Raw genomic sequence first — 19,946 nt, 5'->3', positions numbered from 1 at the left:
GCGACAGTACACACTTCGCCTCTTCATTCAAATAAAAACCGATAAGGAGTACGAACATGTTAGTAGAAGGCTACACATATGCACATGAACATACGACGATTGACCTGTCTTCTTTAAAAAAATCAGATGATACACGTTTGGACTGCTTTAATGAGACGGTAGAAGAATACAAAACCTTGTATGATAAAGGGGTCAGAAATATCATTGATGTAACTGTAGGAGGCATGGAAAGAAATCCTGAGTACGTCAAGAAAGTTCAGGAGCTGTCCGGCATCAATATTCTTCAATCAACTGGATGGTATCAGGACAAGTTTCTGCCGGACTATATCGAAACAACTTCAATTGAAGATTTAGCTGATATGATGATCAAGGATATCAAAATAGGAATAGGTCATACAGATATTAAAGCAGGTCTGATAGGTGAGATTGCAACCAGTAAACAGGAGATGACCTCAAGAGAAAGAAAAGTGTTTGAAGCGGCAGTTATCGCACATAAAGCAACGGGTGTACCCATCACCACCCATACAACTTTAGGCACATTTGGTAAAGAGCAAGTCGCTTTTTTCAAAGAACAGTCCGTTGATTTAAGTCGAGTAGTGATTGGTCATGTCGACTTAACAGGAGACGCGGACTATGTACTGGATCTGCTTGAAGAGGGGGTATATGTAGAATTTGATACTGTTGGAAAAGAAAATTACATGCCGGATCTGACGCGTATTGACATGCTTAAAAAGATCGAAGAAAAAGGCATGACCGATAAAGTTTTTCTTTCAATGGATATAACAAGAAAATCCAACCTTAAACCATTTGGTGGCATTGGCTACAGTTATCTGCTGGATACATTTGTTCCGCTAATGAAAGAACATGGAATATCAGACCAGTTCATTGAAAAGATGCTCGTTGATAATCCAAGAAGTTTTTTTATAAAGGATGATGAACAATGAAAACATGGCCGCTGGAGGGTATATCATTAGAAGAAGCCACTCAAAAGCAATTCAAGTTTGTCGACACTGTGACTAAGTATATAAAGGGACGGTCTATGCTGGGTAGAGGCGACTTGGGTGTTGTTCCAGGACTCAACAAACCTGAAATAACCAGTGAAACAGAGAAAGTTATTGCTGACTATTTCGGAGCGGAAGAAGCTATGCTGGTTAGAGGAGCGGGAACAACCGCTATAAGACAAGCACTTTACGCTGCTGTTAAACCTAATCATACGCTGTTGGTTCACGATGCACCTATTTACCCTACCACTCAAGTTAGTATAGACATGATGAACTTGAAAGTAGAACGCGTGGATTTCAATCAGCTGTCAAAAGTTGAAGAAGCAGTAAAAGAATTGAAGCCAGATGGTATTCTGATTCAGTTGACAAGACAGAAGCCAGATGATTCTTATGACTCGCAGGAATTGATTGAAGCCATAAGGTCTGTTCACCCGTCCATCCCGATTATCACAGACGACAATTATGCCGTAATGAAAATACCTAAAATCGGATGTGAAATGGGTGCCAGTTTATCCTGTTTCTCTTTATTCAAGCTGCTGGGACCTGAAGGAATAGGATGTATTGTTGGTGACAAGACATATATTGAGCAATTAAAACGAGAAAATTACTCTGGAGGACTGCAGGTTCAAGGCCATGAAGCTTTAGATGCTATAAAAGGCTTAGCCTATGCACCGGTCGCACTAGCTTTATCTGCTCAAACGAGCCAGACAGTCTGCGATGCATTAAATGACGGTTCTATAGATGGAGTGAAACATGCCTTTATTGCGAATGCTCAGTCCAAAGTGATTCTAGTGGAATTTCATGAGCCAATCGCAAAATCCGTTCTCAAGTATGCTGAAGATTTGGGAGCTGCTGGATACCCAATAGGAGCTGAATCAAAATATGAAATAGTGCCAATGTTCTATAGGGTATCACATACCTTCCTTCAGTCGGATCAAACATTAATTGATCGAATGATCCGCATAAATCCGATGCGTGCTGGGTCAGAAACAATACTGAGAATTCTAAAGGAAGCTGTTAGTCAAATTTAATGAATAGGAATGAATCGATATGGGAGATAAATTTTACAAGAAGAAGGGAATAGCGATTGAGAACATTGCTGCTGAACTCTATCTTTTAAATTGCAATGATCGTTTACCTACAATGATAGATCTGCAGGAGAAGTACGACCTTTCAAGGGGAACCGTTCAAAATGCACTCTCATATCTGAAGGACGAAAAAGCAATTGAAACCAAGAGTAGAGGTCATCTTGGAACGTTTATAGAATTTATAGACTACAAAAAGCTACAGTATTTTGCAGGAGCTGATCAAGTTGCCGGAACCATGCCGCTTCCTTATTCAAAGCTTTATGAAGGGCTCGCAACAGGTTTGTATCTTATGTTTAAAGAACAAAACATTAAATTGAACCTGGCTTTTATAAGAGGATCGAACGAACGCATTGAAGCAACTGAAAAAGAGCAGTTTGACTTCGGAATCGTGTCAAGATTCGCAGCGGAGCAGGAGATAGCAAGTGGTCACAATATTACCGTATCTCTAGCATTCGGTCCTCAAACGTATCTGTCTAAGCATATACTGATCTTTGCAGATAAAAGCAGACAGGAAATTGAAGACGGAATGACTGTCGGCATTGATAAAGATTCTCTAGATCATTTTTATCTAACTAAAGAACTGGTTAAAGATAATGAAGTGGTCCTGGTCGATTATCCGGCAAATCAGCTGGTTCATGCCATTAGAGAAGGTGAAATCGATGCGGGGGTCTGGAATTATGATGAAATAGTTGAAAAAGGCTATCATGACCTCCACTATATTGACTTGCCGCTGGAAAAGGAACATTTAGCTATCAGTGAGGCTGTTTTGGTCTGTTCCAGTCAGAATAAAATGATACAAGCTATCTGCAAAAAAAATATAACAATTGAAAAAATGCATGATATACAGCTTCAAGTTAAAGCTGGAACGATGATACCAAGGTTTTAAAAAGGGGAATGGATATGATACAAGAAAAACTAGCCGTACTGAAAAACAGTCAGGTTATAGATGATGAAGCATATAATTATTCACAAGACGCTATTGAATACTTGAAGAAAAGAAAACTTATTGAGCAAGACGATGAGGCCGATGTATTTATTACTCACCTAGCCATGGCCACAGCCAGACAACAGACTGATGAAGTCATTGCCTCAGTTGATGAATCCATTAAAAATGAAATTCAACAGAGTGAACATTACGAAAAAGCAGTTGATGTATGGAATGAGCTGAAGCAGTTGGCCCCAACTAAGTTCGGATCAGGCGAAGAAGGTTACTTTTTATTACACCTTGTAACAATGATGCAGACTAACGGATAGGAGATTAGGCGATGTTTTTGGAAAAAGTAATGCAAAGAAATCCAGACTTAATTGACTATGCTGTCTCTCTCCATCAATCAGGAGCAATTTTGCCGGATACGTATGTCATCGATCTGGATGCATTGAAGTCAAATGCAAGTCTAATGAATGACAAGGCTAAGTCTTTAGATATTGAATTATACTTCATGCTCAAGCAGATTGGAAGGAACCCGGTCATTGCAAAGGAATTGATTGATTCTGGAATAAAGAAAGCTGTAGTCGTTGACTTTAAAGAAGCCTTGATTATGATGGAAAACAATATTCCAATTGGAAACATTGGTCATCTCGTTCAAGTTCCTGACAAGCTGCTGAAGAAAGTCATGACTTATGGTGTAGACTATATAACTGTCTATTCTCTGGATAAGCTGAAAAAAATCAATGAAATGGCAAAAACACTTGGAATGACTCAAAAAGTAATGTTACGAGTCATTGATGAAGAAGACGAGCTCTATCCCGGTCAGTATGGAGGATTTACATTAAATGAGCTGGATAAACTGATTCCATCATTTACAACACTCACCAATTGTCATATCAACGGGATTACTTCATTTCCCTGTTTTCTTTATAATAAAGAGCTCAACTCTTTTTCTCCAACACATAATATTAAGACCCTTCATCAAGCCAAAAGCATTCTGGAGAACAATGGTCTGGAAATTAACGAAATTAATATACCTTCAGCAACATCAATCGAAACTCTTCCTTTAATCAAAGAGGCTGGAGGCACACAAGGGGAGCCGGGACATGCCTTAACAGGAACATCTCCTATGCACGCAGTTGAGGATCTAAAAGAAACACCCGCTTATGTGTATGTAAGTGAAGTGAGTCATACAGCGAGTGAACGTACATTTATTTATGGTGGAGGATATTATGCCAGAGGAAAACTGGAAAATGCCTTGATTGACAACAAAGGCAATAGAGATCAGGTAAAAGTTAGACAATTTCCAAGTGAAAACATCGATTATTATCTAGAAATTGATAAAGTGCATGATATCGGCTCAACTGCTGTGATGTCATTCAGGACTCAAGTTTTTGTAACGCGTAGTCATGTTGCCTTAGTAAAAGGATTAAGCAGTAAAAAACCCGAACTGATCGGACTTTTTGATAGTCAAGGTAGAGCATTAGAGGGTGGAGTGTATGGGTAGATTTATAGTCATTGTATTAGACAGCTTTGGTGTAGGAGCCATGGATGATGTAACTGAAGTCAGACCAGAAGATGAAGGCAGTAATACCGCCTTACACATCATAGAAGATAAGCCTTCGATTAAAATTCCTGCTTTACTGTCATTAGGTTTGATCAATGCTATAGGTGAAGAGCGTGAAGATTTTCTCATTTCTGAAAAGGCAAACTGGGGAAAATCCAAGTTATCACATCAGGGAGCGGACTCCTTTCTAGGTCACCAAGAAATTATGGGTACCATTCCGCCGGTTCCCTTTAACGAACCGTTTAATACCTCAATTGATAAAGTGAAAACACATTTGACTGAACAAGGCTACTCAGTAAGAAAAGTCGGGGATCAATCTGAACCTAATATACTGATAGTCAATGAGTGTGTTTCAATCGGAGATAATCTGGAAACTGATTTAGGGCAGGTGTATAATGTCTCAGGGTGTCTAGATCTTATTTCTTTCGAAGAATTAACTGAAATTGGTAGAAAAGTAAGAGAAGTAGTAAAAGTTTCACGTGTCATTACCTTCGGAGGAGAAGACATTGCACTTGATAATCTCTTGAATGCACGTAAAACGATTGATCAGACTTATGCTGGTGTGGATGCACCTGAATCGGGCGTCTACAATAAGGGCTATCAAGTCATTCATTTAGGATACGGGATCGATCCCACTGTTCAAATCCCATCTATTCTGGATGAAGCAGGAATTGATGTCTCGCTGATTGGAAAAGTAGCCGATATCGTTCAGACCAGAAGCAAGAGGGTCTTTCCAGGTGTTGACTCTCAGGAGTTATTTGATCATTTATCTGATCAGGTAGAAGCAATCGATCATGGCTTTATCTGTTTGAATATTCAGGAAACAGATTTAGCGGGTCACGCCGAAGATGTGGACAAGTATGCTGATCGACTAGCAGTGAGTGACAGAAATATCAGTCAGCTGATTGAAATATTGAATGAGGACGATATTCTCATCGTCATGGCAGATCACGGCAACGATCCAACGATTGGCCACAGTCAGCACACAAGAGAAAATGTTCCACTATTAATCTATTCCAAATATATTCAAGGAAAAACAGTCGGATTAAGAGAAACCATGTCTGACATCGCAGCAACAGCAGCTGAGTATTTCAAAGTAAAAAAACCGGCCAACGGAACATCGTTTTTAAATGAACTATTTGAAACTGACTAACAGAAGAGTTGACTCTGACTTGCTAATATAATTGAGATTCCTTCTTTATTAATGGAAGGGATCTTTTTTTAGATACTGCTGAATTATTAATTCAAGCTGATTATTGAAGGGGAAATTCGTTTGATAGGGTTGTTGATATGTTACTTAGTTTGCTGAAACCCACATAAATTTGATACATGATGTGTCGAGCGGACAGTAAGTATGTTTAACGCCTCATGAATGAGAGATATGAGGGAGTGAATAGAGCCAGATAAGACGGAACACAGGGCCATCTGTTGCGGTTGAGAAAGCGATCAGTAGATAATAGCTAAATAAAAGAGATCTTCTGTAATTAGTGTACTACATAAAGGCATGACATCAATTCCAGCAAGTATCATATAATTCAGTACCAAAAGATTCTTTAGTTGCTTTATAAATGTATATCTTACTGTACTATTAGTACTAGTGTAGACAGTCCTAGAACTTTCGTTTCACATATCAAAAACAAACTAAAAATCAAGGATTAGCCACACAAAGGGATCAAATATAACTAGGAGTTAATTAGAATCTAATGCTATTGTATTTTGCAAGACTTTTCTACACAACATTGCAGCGATAAACATTATTATTTATGAGCATCTGCCTCCAGCGTTTGTCAGTTCTTTAAAAAAAATAGTGCTTTATAGCCTTCGTTGTTAAAGATGTTAATACTTTACTTCTTTGAGTACGTTATGGGATACTTTAAGATGAAAGTATTGTATATTTTGTTGGAAGCTTTTAGGTATTTAGATACCACATGGGCATTAATTGATGCAGACTTGCTCCATATTGCTGAGATAATCTTTTAGCTTGTATGCATAGGTCGAGCTAAAATTATTACTGAAGATGCTTTGCCGATATTAGAAGTTATAGTTTCCGATGCATTATTGTTTTAAGTCCATCAACCTTTGTTATTATTATAGTCGTGAATTATAACAGTTAAATACAATACTTCACTTTAAATAGGAGGCAACAATTGTGTTAACTAAAATTAAAACTATGCATCACTATGTTACCGAGGAACTCAATAAAGATCAGTGGCAATCTAAACATAAATGGATGGCATACCCCCTTGTATCTATAGATTTAGCATCAAGTATAAAAAAATATGACCTTCATCCGGATGAATACCTTCAACTAAATTTTTTCAACTTAGACGACAATCGACGAAAAAAAATCATCTCCCGAAAAGAAAGAAACGAGTATGTTAGGCTGTTTAACAAGAAGGAAGACATACCAAATCTGGAAAATAAAATTAAGTTTCTCACTAATTTTCAAGATTACGTTAACAGAGACTTTCTTATACTTGAAGATGCTAGTTATGAAGATTATGTTTCGTTTGTTTCGAGTCATCAAGGTTATATAGCGAAAAAGTCAGACAGCGGCCAAGGAAAAGGCGTTGAGATGGTGAGTAAAGTTGAAGACTCTGATAAGGAGTTTAAACGATTGAAAGAAAATTCTTACGATCTGATTGAAGAAATAATTGAAATCCATCCCGTACTTAGAAATGTTAGTCCTGGCGGAATTCCGCCTATCCGCTTTATCACTTATGTTGACGAAATGAAAGTGCCGCATATAATCTTCACTGCAATCAATATGAGCACAGGCAGTCAAATAGTAAATTTTAATTCGGGAGCTGTAATATCAATTATCAATCCAGAAACTGGGGAATTAATGAACGATGGATTAGACAAAAAAAATAAAATGCACGAATTACATCCAGTTACAAAAAAGCCAATCAAAGGACTTAGGTTACCAGAATGGGAAGCACTAAAAGAATTAGTTTTAAACGCAGCCGTGATGTTTCCTGAGGTAGGTTACGTAGGGTGGGACTGCACTATTACAGCAAAGGGACCGTGTATAATTGAAGCTAACGCCAAACGTCCGGCTATTAACGGTTTGCAAATGGAAGGCTTTAAAAAGTTAGATGAGACTTATGGCAACTTCGATTTTGTGAGAGACGAATATAGACGTCGAAAATCTAAAGTTTAGCAAGTAGTTCTTATACAGCTATATTACTATCAGTTAAGATATTTAAATATAATGGCGAGCAACATTAACGCAGTTGCTTGTCATTTTTGTGTCTGACTGGGCCACAACTTGGTAATTAAAATCCCTGACAAGCTTGCCGATAGAAACAGATAGAAATTGATAAAAATTGAAAGTTAATTCTCTATCAAGAAAAAAAGTAAGGTAAGATTGTCATGGGTTTTAAAATCATTGGATTTGTTTTATATTCTAATAATTGGATTTATCGGTACATCCCTTTGAATGAAAATGATACAGTGATGACTATTGAATAGGTTTATAGATGTTTAAACAATACTTTGAAACTTCATTACATACCGTGTAGAATAAACAATGATATGATCATAAAAAGTAAGGGTGTGACTATGTCCAGGACAAAAAAGAGTCTTAGAAATATTATCTATAAATTATCGAATGTTATCCTTACTTTAGTACTAATGTTTGGAGTACGAACTCTATTCATTAATACGTTAGGTGTAAGATATCTAGGTTTAAATGGTGTGTTCAGAAATATTTTTCAATTCTTGTCGTTAGCTGAGCTGGGCATTGGATCAGCTATTTCTTTTCGTCTGTATGAACCTTTAAGTAGCCAGAATGAACGACGAATTTCAGCTCTGATGACTTTCTTCAAGAAAGCCTATAATGTGATCAGTTTGCTTATTTTAGGTATGTCATTGGCGCTTCTGCCATTTATTAATGCAATCATCAGAGATCCGGTCGAAGGGGTCAATATTTATGTTGTCTTCTTCATTTATGTCGCTCAGACGCTATCGACCTATTTATTTTTCGCTTATAAACTAACACTTTTAAAGGCGGATCAGAGAGAGTATATCATTTCAAAATATGGAAATTATATCGTCATCGGAACCTCGCTGACAGAAATGTTTATCCTTTATTTCTTTGAATCATTTATCGGCTATTTACTTGTACTGGTACTTTCTAACATTTTAAAGAACTACTTGGTATCAAGACAAGTAGATAAAGATTATGCTTATATTGATGATTACGATGAAACAATTGACAAGGAAGAACTGAAAGAGATGTTCAAGGATTTCTTTGCTGCATTTCTGTATCGGATCAACTCTGTTGTATTGAATGCAACGGATAATCTAGTTCTAACTTACTTTGTGGGACTGGACACGGTAGGGTACTATTCCAACTACGTGCTGATCACCAGCAACCTTAAGAACTTTTTGAGGCCTGTACTCAACTCTGTTAAAGCTAGCTTAGGAAACTTCATTGCGCAGAAAAGTAAGGAGGAAAGTTATGAGATATTCAAGATGACTAATCTTTTGACATTTATTTTATATGGGGGAGCATCTATTGGACTTTTCATACTTTCCAATCGGTTCATCACGGTCTGGATAGGAGAAGAGTATTTATTGTCACAGATGTTCGTACTACTGATTGCCCTTGAGTTTTACTTCAGAGGGATCCAGTTGTTTCTGGCTCAGATCAGGAATGCGATGGGGCTGTTCCAGCAATTAAAGTATCGTCCGGTACTCAGTATACTTATTAACCTGATCCTCTCAATAGTATTAGTGCAATACTTCAATATTGAAGGGGTCATTTTAGCTACGATTGCAGCTAGCGTTTTGACTAACATGATTATTGATCCGATCATTATCCATTCCTACGGATTCAGCAAGGCGACGTGGGCGTATTATATTAAGAACGTGTACTATGTTGGGTTGATGACAATAACTGGGTATTTATCCTATGTTTTAACTCAAGGTTTTAATGAGACCTTTATGGGAATGCTCTTAAGTTTTGTTGTCACTACTGGGGTTATCATGGTACTCTTTACAGTAGGGCTAGTTTGGCTGTCAGAATTTAGAGATCTGCAAAAACGAGTCAGGCAGCTATTGAAGAAATAAGAAATGAAGGAGAAAGATTGTGCTAAAAAAAATAAAGTATGTGTTTCAGAACGTGATGATACTCATCAACATATTGAAGGAAGAAAAAAAGTCTCCCTTTAAAACATCTATAAAGCAGAAAATGCTAGGATTAGGTAATGGGTTTCAGAGTGAGAAAGTACTGATGTACGGGATGGATAAGAAAAACATCAAGTCTTTCATATCTGAACATGATCGTCATAGGGCAAAAAGAATCAATGAAAAAGCATTCCATGTCTTTGACAATAAGCTGATTACAGAACGTGTGCTCAGCCGATTTGTAACTGTCCCTGAATGCTACTACATTATCAATAATGGAAAAGTTGTGTCGTCGGCTTCAGGCCATCAGGACAGCATTTCGTTTGAAGAACTGTTGGTTTTTATTAAACAGAAAGGTAAGTTAGTACTCAAGCCGATATCAGGAGGCAGCGGGACTGGTGTTCAAGTTGTTACCTATGAGCGAGAGACTGATACTTATCACACTAATAAGGAGTCTCATACTAGTCTGGGAATGTTTGAATTTCTAAAAAGGTTGAATAACTATCTGGTGCAGGATTTTGTTTATCAGGGCAGCTACTCATCAGCTCTCTTCCCTGAATCGACTAACACGATCAGAGTACTGACAATGATTGATCCGGATACAAATGAACCGTTTATTGCAGCGGCTGCGCAAAGAATAGGGAATCACAAAACAAAGCCAATCGATAACTTCGGTGGAGGAAGAGGCGGTATCAGTGTAAGAGTGGATACGGAGACTGGTCAGCTTGCCAGTGCGGTAAAAATCGATACAACTGGAAGAAAACAGGCCATTACTCATCATCCTGATACACAGGCTGAGCTGGTCGGGCGAACAGTTCCTAACTGGGATAAGATCAAGTCAGATCTTTTGATGACCATTTCAAAAAATCCCTATCTCAAGTACGTAGGCTGGGATATTGTCGTAACAGATGACGGCTTCACGGTTATTGAAATAAACAGTTTCTCCGGTGTATCTGTCTTCCAGGTCCATCAACCTCTGACACATTATGACAAGCGCATTAAGGGATTCTATCGCCACCACAAGGTACTATAATTAGGAGGAACCTCTCATTCTAAGTAAAATCAAGACGATGCATCGTTATGTCTTTGAAGAACTGAACAAGGAAAAATGGATAAATAGAAGTAAGGTAACTGGGTATCCGAAAGTCGCCAAAGATCTGGCAATAAGCATGAAAAAGTATGGCATTCATCCGGACGAATACCTGCTCCTTAATTTTTATGATCTGGACAACCAGCGCAGAGAAAGAATCATTTCTCGAAAAGAGCGTGACGCTTTTGTAAAAGTGTTTAACAAGAACGAAGAGCTGCCACAGCTCGAAGAGAAAATCAACTTTCTGACTAATTTCAAAGACTATGTCAATAGAGAGTTTCTGCTTCTGAAGGATGCTTCGTACGAAGACTATTTATCCTTTCTATCCCGTCACCCTGGCTATGTGGCTAAGCAGTCAGACAGTGGACAAGGGAAAGGAGTAGAAGTCGTTAAGGAGGTCAAAGATCCTGTACAGGAGTTCCAGCGTTTAAAAGATAAATCTTATGACCTTCTGGAGGAAGTGATCGACACCCATGAGGAACTTAGAGAAATCAGCCCAGCAGGTACTCCGGCTATTCGTATTTTTACATTCGTGGACAAACAGAGCACTCCTCATATTATTTTCAGTGCCATCAACTTGAGTACGGATAATCCGGTCGTCAATTTCGGTTCAGGTGCATTGAAAGCCTTGATCGATCCGGATACTGGAAAGATTGTGACTGATGGTATCAGCAAATCAGACCAATCTTTTAATGCTCATCCATTTACCGGACATCAAATAAAAGGTCGCCAGCTTCCTGATTGGGAAAAATTGAGGCAATCACTCCTGAAAGCGGCGATGGAATTTCCTGAAGTCCGTTACATCGGTTGGGATTGTACGATTTCAATAAAGGGCCCTGTTTTGATAGAAGCCAATGCCAGGCGTCCGGGAATCAATGGGCAGCAGCTTGCTGGTTTCAAAAAAGTAGACGAAAAGTATTCTAATTTTGAAATGGTGAGAGAAGAATATAACGAATTAACGTCTTAATTAACCTTTCAATGTACTAATCAATATAGTTGATAAGTATCTGATAAGAAGCTGGCCTACGACAAGAATCAGTCGTATGTCAGCTTCTTATATATGTCTGGTTTAGCTAAATATTAAGATAGAATATGTAAAGTGAGTAGTTAATAGAGGATACATTAAATAACTATTAAGTCTGTTGCTTTTTCTGTAAGGGAGTGGTATTCTTTATTAGTTTTCTAGCAAAAGAAAAGTTAATAGAAAAAGAATCACAAAGAAAATCAATATTGAGAAAAAAGGTGTAGTTATGTCAAGAACGAAAAAAAGTATTAGAAACATTGTATATAACCTAGTCAATGTTGTCTTAACGCTTGTCCTGATGTTCGGAGTACGAACGATGTTCATTCGAACATTGGGTGTCCAGTACTTAGGCTTAAATGGTGTGTTTCAGAACGTCTTCCAGTTCCTGTCTTTAGCAGAACTCGGAATCGGTTCGGCTATTGCTTACCGACTGTATCAGCCACTGAACATAGGTAATGAACGACGGATCGCTGCTTTGATGACTTTCTTCAAGCAGGCCTACCGCGTCATCAGTATCATCATCATCATTATGGCTCTGGTTCTGCTCCCATTCTTAGGTATCATCATAGGAGACCAGGCTGAAAATATTAATATATACTTAGTCTTTGCCATTTATATCGCGCAGACCCTGTCTACTTATCTCTTTTTTGCCTATAAGACCACTTTGCTTCAGGCCGACCAGAGAGAGTATATTATTTCTAAGTATTCTAATTATATCATTCTAGGAAGTTCTCTAGCAGAAGTACTTATCCTGTACTTCTATCAGTCTTATATCGGCTACCTGCTGGTTCTAGTTGTTTCAAATATTCTAAGAAACTTCCTAGTATCTAGACGAGTAGACAAAGATTACCCGTATATCAAAGAACATGATGACAAGATTGATAAAGAAGAACTGAAAGAAATGTTCAAGGACTTCTTTGCAGCTTTTCTATACCGTATCAACAGTGTAGTCCTGTCTTCTACAGACAACCTCGTCCTGACGTATTTCGTCGGCTTGACCACTGTAGGATTTTATTCGAACTATACGCTACTGGCTAACTCGATCAAACGATTCTTGCGTCCAATACTGAACTCTGTAAAAGCAAGCCTGGGTAGTTTTGTTGCTCAGAAAAGTAATGAAGAAAGTTACCGAATTTTCCAGGTCGTCAACCTGATTACGATCATTCTATACGGTGGCGCATCAATTGGACTATTTATTCTGTCCAACAAATTCATTACTGTATGGATCGGAGACGCCTTTACATTATCTACAATGTTTGTTCTGCTGTTCTCTTTTGAATTCTATCTAAGAGGGATGCAGCTCTTCCTGACTCAGATCAGAAATGCAATGGGACTGTTCCAGCAGCTGAAATATCGTCCGCTGATGAGTATGGTCATCAATCTGATTGCATCGATCATTCTTGTCCAGTTCCTAGGTATAGAAGGGGTCATATTAGGAACAATCACTGCTGGTATGCTGACCAATATGATATTTGACCCGATTGTCATCCATACTCACGGGTTCAATTATAAGACAAGTACCTACTTCCTTAAAAATGCATACTATGTAGGGCTTATGTTTCTTGCAGGATTTCTTTCTTACATCGTTACTTTACCGATAGACGTAACAATTCTCGGTTTATTCTATTCGTTCCTGATAACCTTGCTTATTATCATCGTAGTGTATGGGTTAGGGCTGTTCTGGCTCAAGGAATGGAAAGAACTTATACCTCGTCTGCGTACGGCCTTTAAGAAAAAGAAGAAATAGGGAAGAAACTCAGTTACAAGAGATGATTAGAGGATAGGCATTAATTGACTGTCTAATTGATGGATAGCGCCTCTGATTATTATTGGTATATAAAGGTCGGACATTTGTTCGGCCTTTTTTATTGTCATTATTTAAACAAAAAAGTGATTTATTGAGACTAGACTGGACAATAAGGGAAACGGTTTGGTATACTTTTAAAATATAATGAAAAACAATGTCAGAGCTCTCATTTTTACTGTTTATTTATTATAAATAAATATCGGAGTGAAATTAAGAGTTAGGAGTAGGCATTTAAACAGAAAAGAGAAAGGAAATTGTATATGAGAAAAATGAAGCTCACAACTAAAATTTTTATCGGGCTGCTTATAGGTGTGGTCATCGGACTGTTTCTTACAAACAATGAAGAAATAGCGGTGATGTTTCAGCCGTTAGGAGACATTTACATACGTCTCATCAGCCTTGTCATGGTGCCATTAGTCTTTACGTCACTCCTTCTGGGGGTTTCAAGCGTAACGGACATAAAGAAAGTAGGGAAAATAGGGTTATCCACCATTGTCTATTTCATGGGGACAACGCTTATAGCCGTAGTCATTGGCCTTGTCTTGGCGAATGTCATTCAGCCTGGAGCAGGGATGAACTTAGTGCCGGAAGCCGCTACATCAGAAGCGGACTTTCCTTCTTTAGCTGAAACGATCATTAACATTTTCCCAGGTAACATCCTTGAGGCGTTCGTCGAAGTCAATATGCTTCAAATCATCTTCATCGCACTGATCTTTGGAATAGGTGTAGTAAGATTGGGAGAAAAGGCAGATCCGTTCAGAAACATCGTCCAGTCCATCTATGATGTGTCGATTGATGTTACTCAGATTATTATGGAATTCACACCACTAGGCGTCATCGGACTGATCGTACCTGTCGTGGCTACCAATGGGCTGGAAGTCCTCTTGCCTTTAGGACGAGTGATTATAGCCTTTTATCTGGCAGTTATCATTCACATAGGGGTCACGTATACATTGTCAGTTAAGTTCTGGTCTGTTTATAATTTGAAAGAATTCTTCAAAGCAATCCTTCCAGCTCAACTGGTCGGCTTCACGACATGTAGTTCATCAGCTACATTACCAGTGACGCTTAATTCTATGGAGGAGCTAAAAATCAATAAAGAAGTGTCCGGATTTGTCCTTCCTCTTGGAGCGACGATCAATATGGACGGTGCGGCTCTATATCAGGGAATCACGGCATTATTCGTGGCGCAGGCATACGGACTGGAACTGAGTCTGGTGAGCCAGCTGACAGTTATTGCAGTAGGGACTCTTGCTTCTATCGGGGCGGCAGGAGTACCAGGAGCAGGTGTGATCATTTTAAGTATGGTACTTTCTTCTGTTGGGCTTCCTCTTGAAGGTGTCGCACTCGTAGCTGGAATCGACCGTCTACTGGATATGGGACGAACCATGACTAACATCACTGGAGATGCTACCGCAACTGTGATCGTGTCCAATCTACTGAACAAAGGGAAGAAACCTGAAAGAGTACGCGGTGTTGAGGCGGAGTCAGTAAACTAATATATAATTGTTAGTCCAATTTCCCCTATAGAATAGAAGTATCACAGAAAACATAACTAAAACAACTTTTGAAGAGTATGTCGAAGCTGCGTTGATGGTCCGACATACTCTTCTTTTATTGTGCTATGTACTAGATAAAATTTACATTGAATGTATATATAAGATGATAGTTTATGAAAAGTTTAATAAGTTTCAAATTTTTCACATTTGGTATATTGTATTATATAAATAACTTGGTAAAATTGATAAGAATAGAAGTGAGCTTTATAAAGAAGTAAAGTACCTATAACTATTTTTAACTGTTCAGCTAGAGAGGTCTTCAAGGTAAAACTTGAAGACCTCTCGTTATGACTATTCAATCTAATTAGTATAATTGTGCAATCAATAAACTATAGAAAGAAAGATATTATGAAGAAATTACTGCAGCTTTTCGAAAGATATTATGAAGCATTTTCTTATGTTATATTTGGTGGACTTACAACTGTACTGAACTTGGTTGTCTTTTATACACTGAATGAATTGATCGGTATGAACTACTTATTTGCTAATTTAATTTCTATTGTTATTTCCATTTTATTTGCGTATGTAGTTAACAAGAAATATGTATTTCGTGTAAAAAGTCAATCTGTCAAGCAGGTGAGTAGAGAGCTTTTACTGTTTTTCCTTTTTAGATCCGGATCACTACTGGTGGATATGCTGGCGATGGTAATTATGGTAGAAAAATTAGCACTTGATCCAAACGCTTCAAAACTAATAACTGAAATCTTTGTCGTAGTACTAAATTTTATTGTCAGTAAGTTTATAGTATTTAAAAACAAAAGTGAATATTGAGAGGAAGTACCAACTTGAAAGAAAAGATATCAATAGTTATCCCCTGCTACAATGAAGAACCTATGATTGAGCTTTTTTATAAGGAAATGAGTAATGTATCAAAGAATGGCTTAAAAACTTATGACTTCGAATACATATTTGTCAATGATGGATCTAGTGACCGGACTCTTGAGATCATGAGAAAGCTTTCAGTACAAAATCCTTCAGAAGTAAGATACCTATCTTTCTCTAGAAACTTTGGCAAGGAAGCCGCACTTTATGCGGGGTTGAAAGCCGCTTCCGGAGACTTTATTGTTGTCATGGATGTTGACCTACAGGATCCTCCTTCACTTTTACCTGAAATGATAAATCTGTTAAAAAGTGATGACTATGATTGTGTAGGTACGAGAAGAACCACAAGAGTGGGCGAGCCACCAATACGGTCTTTCTTTGCCAAACAGTTTTACAAACTTATAAATCGAATTACTGATATCGAAATTGTAGATGGGGCAAGAGACTATAGAATAATGACAAGGCAAATGACGGATTCTGTTTTAAGTGTTTCTGAGTATAACAGATTTTCTAAGGGAATATTCAGCTGGGTTGGATATAATACAACCTACATTAATTATGAGAATGTGGAGCGGATGGCAGGTAAAACGAACTGGTCATTCTGGGGATTATTTAAGTATTCCTTAGATGGAATAGTATCATTTTCAGAAGTACCCTTATCGATTTCTTCTTTTATAGGCCTATTTTCTTTCATAGTCTCAATTTTAATGGCTATCTTTTTCACTGTCAGAACAGTATTATTCAACAATCCAACTGAGGGATGGACATCATTAATGGTCGTCATTCTAGGCTTAGGAGGGATTCAGCTTTTCAGCATTGGTATTTTAGGAAAGTATGTAGGAAAAATGTTTTTAGAGGCCAAGAAAAGACCTTTATTTGTAATTAAAGAACAGAGTGGGACAGGGGATGAAACCAATGAGTAAAAGAGAAAAAATAGGAACATTCCTCCTTGACTTACTGGATTATATCTTCCTGCTGATAATCGGCTTCACACTTTTTCTGTCTCTGCAAAACAATAAGCTACGTCTGGAAAATATACATGAGTATGTGTTTACAGCTGTACTAGTTGTAATTCTAATAATAAGTTCTCTTTGCTTTTCTAAGAAAATAAGAATAAAAACCAAAGAAACTGTAATCAGTTTTTTTAGAAAAGTATATTCCAAAATTACTGTGTTGACAATCATACTGTTTGTGTCAGTTGTGATTTTTCAAATTATACTGCTTTACCATATAACAACACCAATAGGCTGGGATGTAGGCTCTATATTTAGAGGTGTCATTAACCTTCCAGAAAATCCGAACAGACTAAACAATTATCTGTCTGTTAATCCCAATAATAGTTTCTTTGCATTTTCTATGTTTTTGATCACGCAAGTATTAAATAGATTGAGTCCTTCAGGTTCTTTTGGAGAAACCTGGTTAGCCTGGCAGCTGTTTAATACATTTTTGCTTGATGTAGGGTTCGTTCTAATTTTTCTAGCAGGCAAAAAGCTCTTCAATAGAGAGATTGCCTATATCTCTTTTTATCTATCTTTTATTCCGTTATCCCTCTCTCCTTGGATACTAGTGCCGTACACTGATGTCATAATGATTCCAGTTATTGGATTTATATTTTACATGTATGCTCTACTTAAATCAGAGGATGCTTCGCTAATATGGCGAGTTGTCTTATCAAGTGCGATTGGAATACTGACAGGGGTGTCATTTTTACTTAAACCATCCTCGGTTATCTTCTTAATTGCCTGGTTTTTAATAGAAGTGCTGAAGGTGATTACCTGGAAGAAGTATTCATTAATAAATAGTAAAGTGATTCTTGTGGTTCTGTTTATCTCGTCTTTTGTAGGTACCATAGAAGTATATAATATCTTTGAAAGTAATCAGCAATTGATTACTATAGAGGAAGAGAGAGCCAAGCCATGGCTGCACTTTGTAAATATGGGATTGACCGGTGATGGAGGATGGAATATTGAAGATACACATGCGGTAAGAGATCTTCCCGACCAGGAATCCAAGAGGGAGTATTCTCGTACAGAAATAATTAATAGACTTCAAGATCACGGTGTTTTTGGCTACCCCCAATTTTTAGCTGAAAAACATAGGAATAACAGTGATCGAGGAGATTTTGGTTGGGGATTTGATGGAGTACAACAAAAACCTGAGGACCCACCAATCAATTATTTTGCCACAATGATGAGAGATACTTATTACCAGGCCAGTGGAAAAACTGATAATATAAGATTCTTCATGCAGATATTCTGGGTAATTACCTTGATTGGCTTACTATTCACATACAATAAGAATGATAGAAAGCTGTTTACTAAGATACTTAAATTAGGTATTTTAGGAGCCTTTCTATATTTACTATTATTTGAAGGGGGACGTTCAAGATACCTTATTCAATATCTCCCAATGTTCTATATCCTATCAGCATATGGCTGGAGTAACCGATTAACTCGTTGGTTGAATGATAAGTAATATCTATCAATAAGTTAAGTAGATTTGAACTCAGACATAGATAGTTGTGAAATTATAGATATTATAAGCAGGAAGCGAGAAAGAGTTTTCCTCTTTGAAAATGATAAAGTTCATAGGCTGGAAGTTGAGATCCTTTTCTATTTATTAGAAAGGGGTCTTTTTCATCTGGCAATTGAAAATGGTTACATTTAATAGTAAGATAGTGTGTATGCAAACTAATATACTAGATATAACATGGAGGATAAAGACTTGAATAAACTTGTTGAGCACTTTAATAGTACATATGGATTAAAAGATGTCAGAGGAGTCCGCTCTCCCTTGCGTATCTGTCCGATCGGAGCCCATTCCGATCATCAGTTAGGAAAAGTGACAGGGATGACGCTTGATGCCAGCGTCGATTTTGTCTATGCACCAGCACCAGACGGTTACGTTAACGTACAGAGTCTGGATTTCCCGGATAAAGAATACTTTCACGTCAGTCATGAAGCCGAATATATTCCAGGATCATGGGTAAACTATCTGCGTGGCGCAGTCATGTCGCTTCGTCAGGACTATGTTCTGAAGACTGGAGTGTCCGGAGTGGTCAGTGGGAAATTGCCTATAGGTGGCTTAAGTTCTTCTGCAGCAGTAACAACAGCTTATCTTATGGCTTTAAGTGATGTAAATGGAATAGAGCTTTCAAAAATGGAGCTGATTCAGTACAGTCACTGGGTGGAAACACAGTTCATCGGTTTGAAAAACGGAATACTCGATCAGTCAGCGAATGTCTTGAGTATGGATAATGAACTGATGGTAATGGACTGTCGGACGAATGAGCATGAGATGATTCAGAAAGGAGAAGACATGCCGGCATTCGAAGTCATCGTGGTTTATTCCGGTATATCGAAACATCTGATCAGCACGGATTTTAACAATCGGACTGACGAACTTAGAGTGGCAGGATGGCTGCTGCAGGATTTAAGCGGGATGGATCATACACCAGATTTGAGTCAGGTATATTTGAGAAACATCTCTTCTGATGTATATGATCAATACAAGGACCAGTTACCCGAACGTTTCCGCAAACGAGCTGCTCATTTCTATACAGAACAGGAACGTGTCAGAAAAGGAGCAGAAGCTTGGAAAGATGGAGACCTCCAAGCCTTCGGTCAGTATATGTTTGAATCTGGGGAAAGTTCCTTCTATCAGTATGAGTCAGGTATTCCTGAGATGAAGACGATTTATGACATACTGAGAGAGACAGAAGGGGTTTATGGTGCCCGACCAAGTGGCGCAGGCTACAGAGGTGCTGTCATCGGACTGGTAGATCCTAGTAAGAAGGATGTTATCAAAGAAGCGATAGACAGTCGTTACCCTATAGCTCATCCTGAATATAAAGATGTCTATGCGGTTAATTTCTGTCAGACAGCCGACGGTGCGGATTACATTACTGACTTGGAGGAGTGGGTATAA

16 protein-coding genes are annotated in these 19,946 nt (G+C 38.0%); all 16 read left to right on the top strand.

Annotation, left to right across the window (positions count from 1 at the left end; translation table 11 throughout):
* Positions 1–56: 56 nt before the first annotated feature.
* The 16 genes from BMX79_RS04080 (at position 57) to BMX79_RS04005 (ending at position 19,946) form a co-directional block, all read left to right on the top strand.
* Entirely contained in the window at positions 57–944 is an 888-nt protein-coding gene (locus tag BMX79_RS04080; protein ID WP_091479412.1) for a phosphotriesterase family protein, read from the top strand.
* Positions 941–2,032, top strand: a complete 1,092-nt coding sequence (locus BMX79_RS04075) for an aminotransferase class V-fold PLP-dependent enzyme (protein ID WP_091479409.1) — start codon at positions 941–943, stop codon at positions 2,030–2,032. Before BMX79_RS04080 ends, BMX79_RS04075 begins: the two co-directional genes overlap by 4 nt.
* A gap of 19 nt (positions 2,033–2,051) precedes the next feature.
* Entirely contained in the window at positions 2,052–2,975 is a 924-nt protein-coding gene (yhfZ, locus tag BMX79_RS04070; RefSeq protein ID WP_091479403.1) for a GntR family transcriptional regulator YhfZ, read from the top strand.
* A gap of 14 nt (positions 2,976–2,989) precedes the next feature.
* Positions 2,990–3,343 (top strand): PRD domain-containing protein, encoded by a 354-nt coding sequence (locus BMX79_RS04065; RefSeq protein WP_091479400.1) that lies wholly within the window; start codon positions 2,990–2,992, stop codon positions 3,341–3,343.
* A gap of 11 nt (positions 3,344–3,354) precedes the next feature.
* Complete coding sequence (locus tag BMX79_RS04060; protein ID WP_091479398.1) at positions 3,355–4,524, top strand: YhfX family PLP-dependent enzyme; 1,170 nt, start codon at positions 3,355–3,357, stop codon at positions 4,522–4,524.
* On the top strand, positions 4,517–5,737 hold the full coding sequence (locus tag BMX79_RS04055; RefSeq protein ID WP_091479397.1) for a phosphopentomutase: 1,221 nt from the start codon (positions 4,517–4,519) through the stop codon (positions 5,735–5,737). Before BMX79_RS04060 ends, BMX79_RS04055 begins: the two co-directional genes overlap by 8 nt.
* Positions 5,738–6,733: 996 nt before the next feature.
* Complete coding sequence (locus BMX79_RS04050) at positions 6,734–7,747, top strand: sugar-transfer associated ATP-grasp domain-containing protein (RefSeq protein ID WP_091479395.1); 1,014 nt, start codon at positions 6,734–6,736, stop codon at positions 7,745–7,747.
* 536 nt (positions 7,748–8,283) lie between these two features.
* Positions 8,284–9,660: an MATE family efflux transporter gene (locus BMX79_RS04045; protein WP_091479392.1), complete on the top strand. Its 1,377-nt coding sequence runs from the start codon at positions 8,284–8,286 to the stop codon at positions 9,658–9,660.
* Between the two features lie 19 nt (positions 9,661–9,679).
* A complete protein-coding gene (locus BMX79_RS04040) occupies positions 9,680–10,750 on the top strand; it encodes a sugar-transfer associated ATP-grasp domain-containing protein (RefSeq protein ID WP_091479389.1) in 1,071 nt (356 codons plus the stop codon).
* A gap of 37 nt (positions 10,751–10,787) precedes the next feature.
* Entirely contained in the window at positions 10,788–11,774 is a 987-nt protein-coding gene (locus BMX79_RS04035; protein ID WP_091479388.1) for a sugar-transfer associated ATP-grasp domain-containing protein, read from the top strand.
* Positions 11,775–12,057: 283 nt separating this feature from the next.
* Positions 12,058–13,578, top strand: a complete 1,521-nt coding sequence (locus BMX79_RS04030; protein ID WP_091479385.1) for a polysaccharide biosynthesis protein — start codon at positions 12,058–12,060, stop codon at positions 13,576–13,578.
* Positions 13,579–13,898: 320 nt separating this feature from the next.
* Positions 13,899–15,137, top strand: a complete 1,239-nt coding sequence (locus tag BMX79_RS04025; protein ID WP_091479383.1) for a dicarboxylate/amino acid:cation symporter — start codon at positions 13,899–13,901, stop codon at positions 15,135–15,137.
* A 408-nt stretch (positions 15,138–15,545) separates the two neighbouring features.
* Entirely contained in the window at positions 15,546–15,968 is a 423-nt protein-coding gene (locus tag BMX79_RS04020) for a GtrA family protein (protein WP_091479380.1), read from the top strand.
* Between the two features lie 14 nt (positions 15,969–15,982).
* Positions 15,983–16,942: a glycosyltransferase family 2 protein gene (locus tag BMX79_RS04015; protein ID WP_091479378.1), complete on the top strand. Its 960-nt coding sequence runs from the start codon at positions 15,983–15,985 to the stop codon at positions 16,940–16,942.
* Positions 16,935–18,494, top strand: a complete 1,560-nt coding sequence (locus BMX79_RS04010; RefSeq protein ID WP_170230975.1) for a glycosyltransferase-like membrane protein — start codon at positions 16,935–16,937, stop codon at positions 18,492–18,494. Before BMX79_RS04015 ends, BMX79_RS04010 begins: the two co-directional genes overlap by 8 nt.
* A 249-nt stretch (positions 18,495–18,743) precedes the next feature.
* Positions 18,744–19,946 carry a GHMP family kinase ATP-binding protein gene (locus tag BMX79_RS04005; protein ID WP_170230976.1) on the top strand — a complete coding sequence of 401 codons (1,203 nt, stop codon included), beginning with the start codon at positions 18,744–18,746 and terminating at the stop codon, positions 19,944–19,946.

It is taken from the genome of Alkalibacterium pelagium (assembly GCF_900109325.1).
Classification (GTDB): Bacteria; Bacillota; Bacilli; order Lactobacillales; family Carnobacteriaceae_A; genus Alkalibacterium; species Alkalibacterium pelagium.
Note: the sequence above shows the minus strand (reverse complement) of the source record. Positions and strands in the feature narration are given on the sequence as shown.

Excerpts from the sequence above, each read along its gene's own strand:
- BMX79_RS04080 (WP_091479412.1), top strand. The coding sequence starts at position 57 with ATGTTAGTAGAAGGCTACACATATGCACATGAACATACGACGATTGAC.
- BMX79_RS04075 (WP_091479409.1), top strand. The coding sequence starts at position 941 with ATGAAAACATGGCCGCTGGAGGGTATATCATTAGAAGAAGCCACTCAA.
- yhfZ (WP_091479403.1), top strand. The coding sequence starts at position 2,052 with ATGGGAGATAAATTTTACAAGAAGAAGGGAATAGCGATTGAGAACATT.
- BMX79_RS04065 (WP_091479400.1), top strand. The coding sequence starts at position 2,990 with ATGATACAAGAAAAACTAGCCGTACTGAAAAACAGTCAGGTTATAGAT.
- BMX79_RS04060 (WP_091479398.1), top strand. The coding sequence starts at position 3,355 with ATGTTTTTGGAAAAAGTAATGCAAAGAAATCCAGACTTAATTGACTAT.
- BMX79_RS04055 (WP_091479397.1), top strand. The coding sequence starts at position 4,517 with ATGGGTAGATTTATAGTCATTGTATTAGACAGCTTTGGTGTAGGAGCC.
- BMX79_RS04035 (WP_091479388.1), top strand. The coding sequence starts at position 10,788 with ATGCATCGTTATGTCTTTGAAGAACTGAACAAGGAAAAATGGATAAAT.
- BMX79_RS04030 (WP_091479385.1), top strand. The coding sequence starts at position 12,058 with ATGTCAAGAACGAAAAAAAGTATTAGAAACATTGTATATAACCTAGTC.
- BMX79_RS04025 (WP_091479383.1), top strand. The coding sequence starts at position 13,899 with ATGAGAAAAATGAAGCTCACAACTAAAATTTTTATCGGGCTGCTTATA.
- BMX79_RS04020 (WP_091479380.1), top strand. The coding sequence starts at position 15,546 with ATGAAGAAATTACTGCAGCTTTTCGAAAGATATTATGAAGCATTTTCT.
- BMX79_RS04010 (WP_170230975.1), top strand. The coding sequence starts at position 16,935 with ATGAGTAAAAGAGAAAAAATAGGAACATTCCTCCTTGACTTACTGGAT.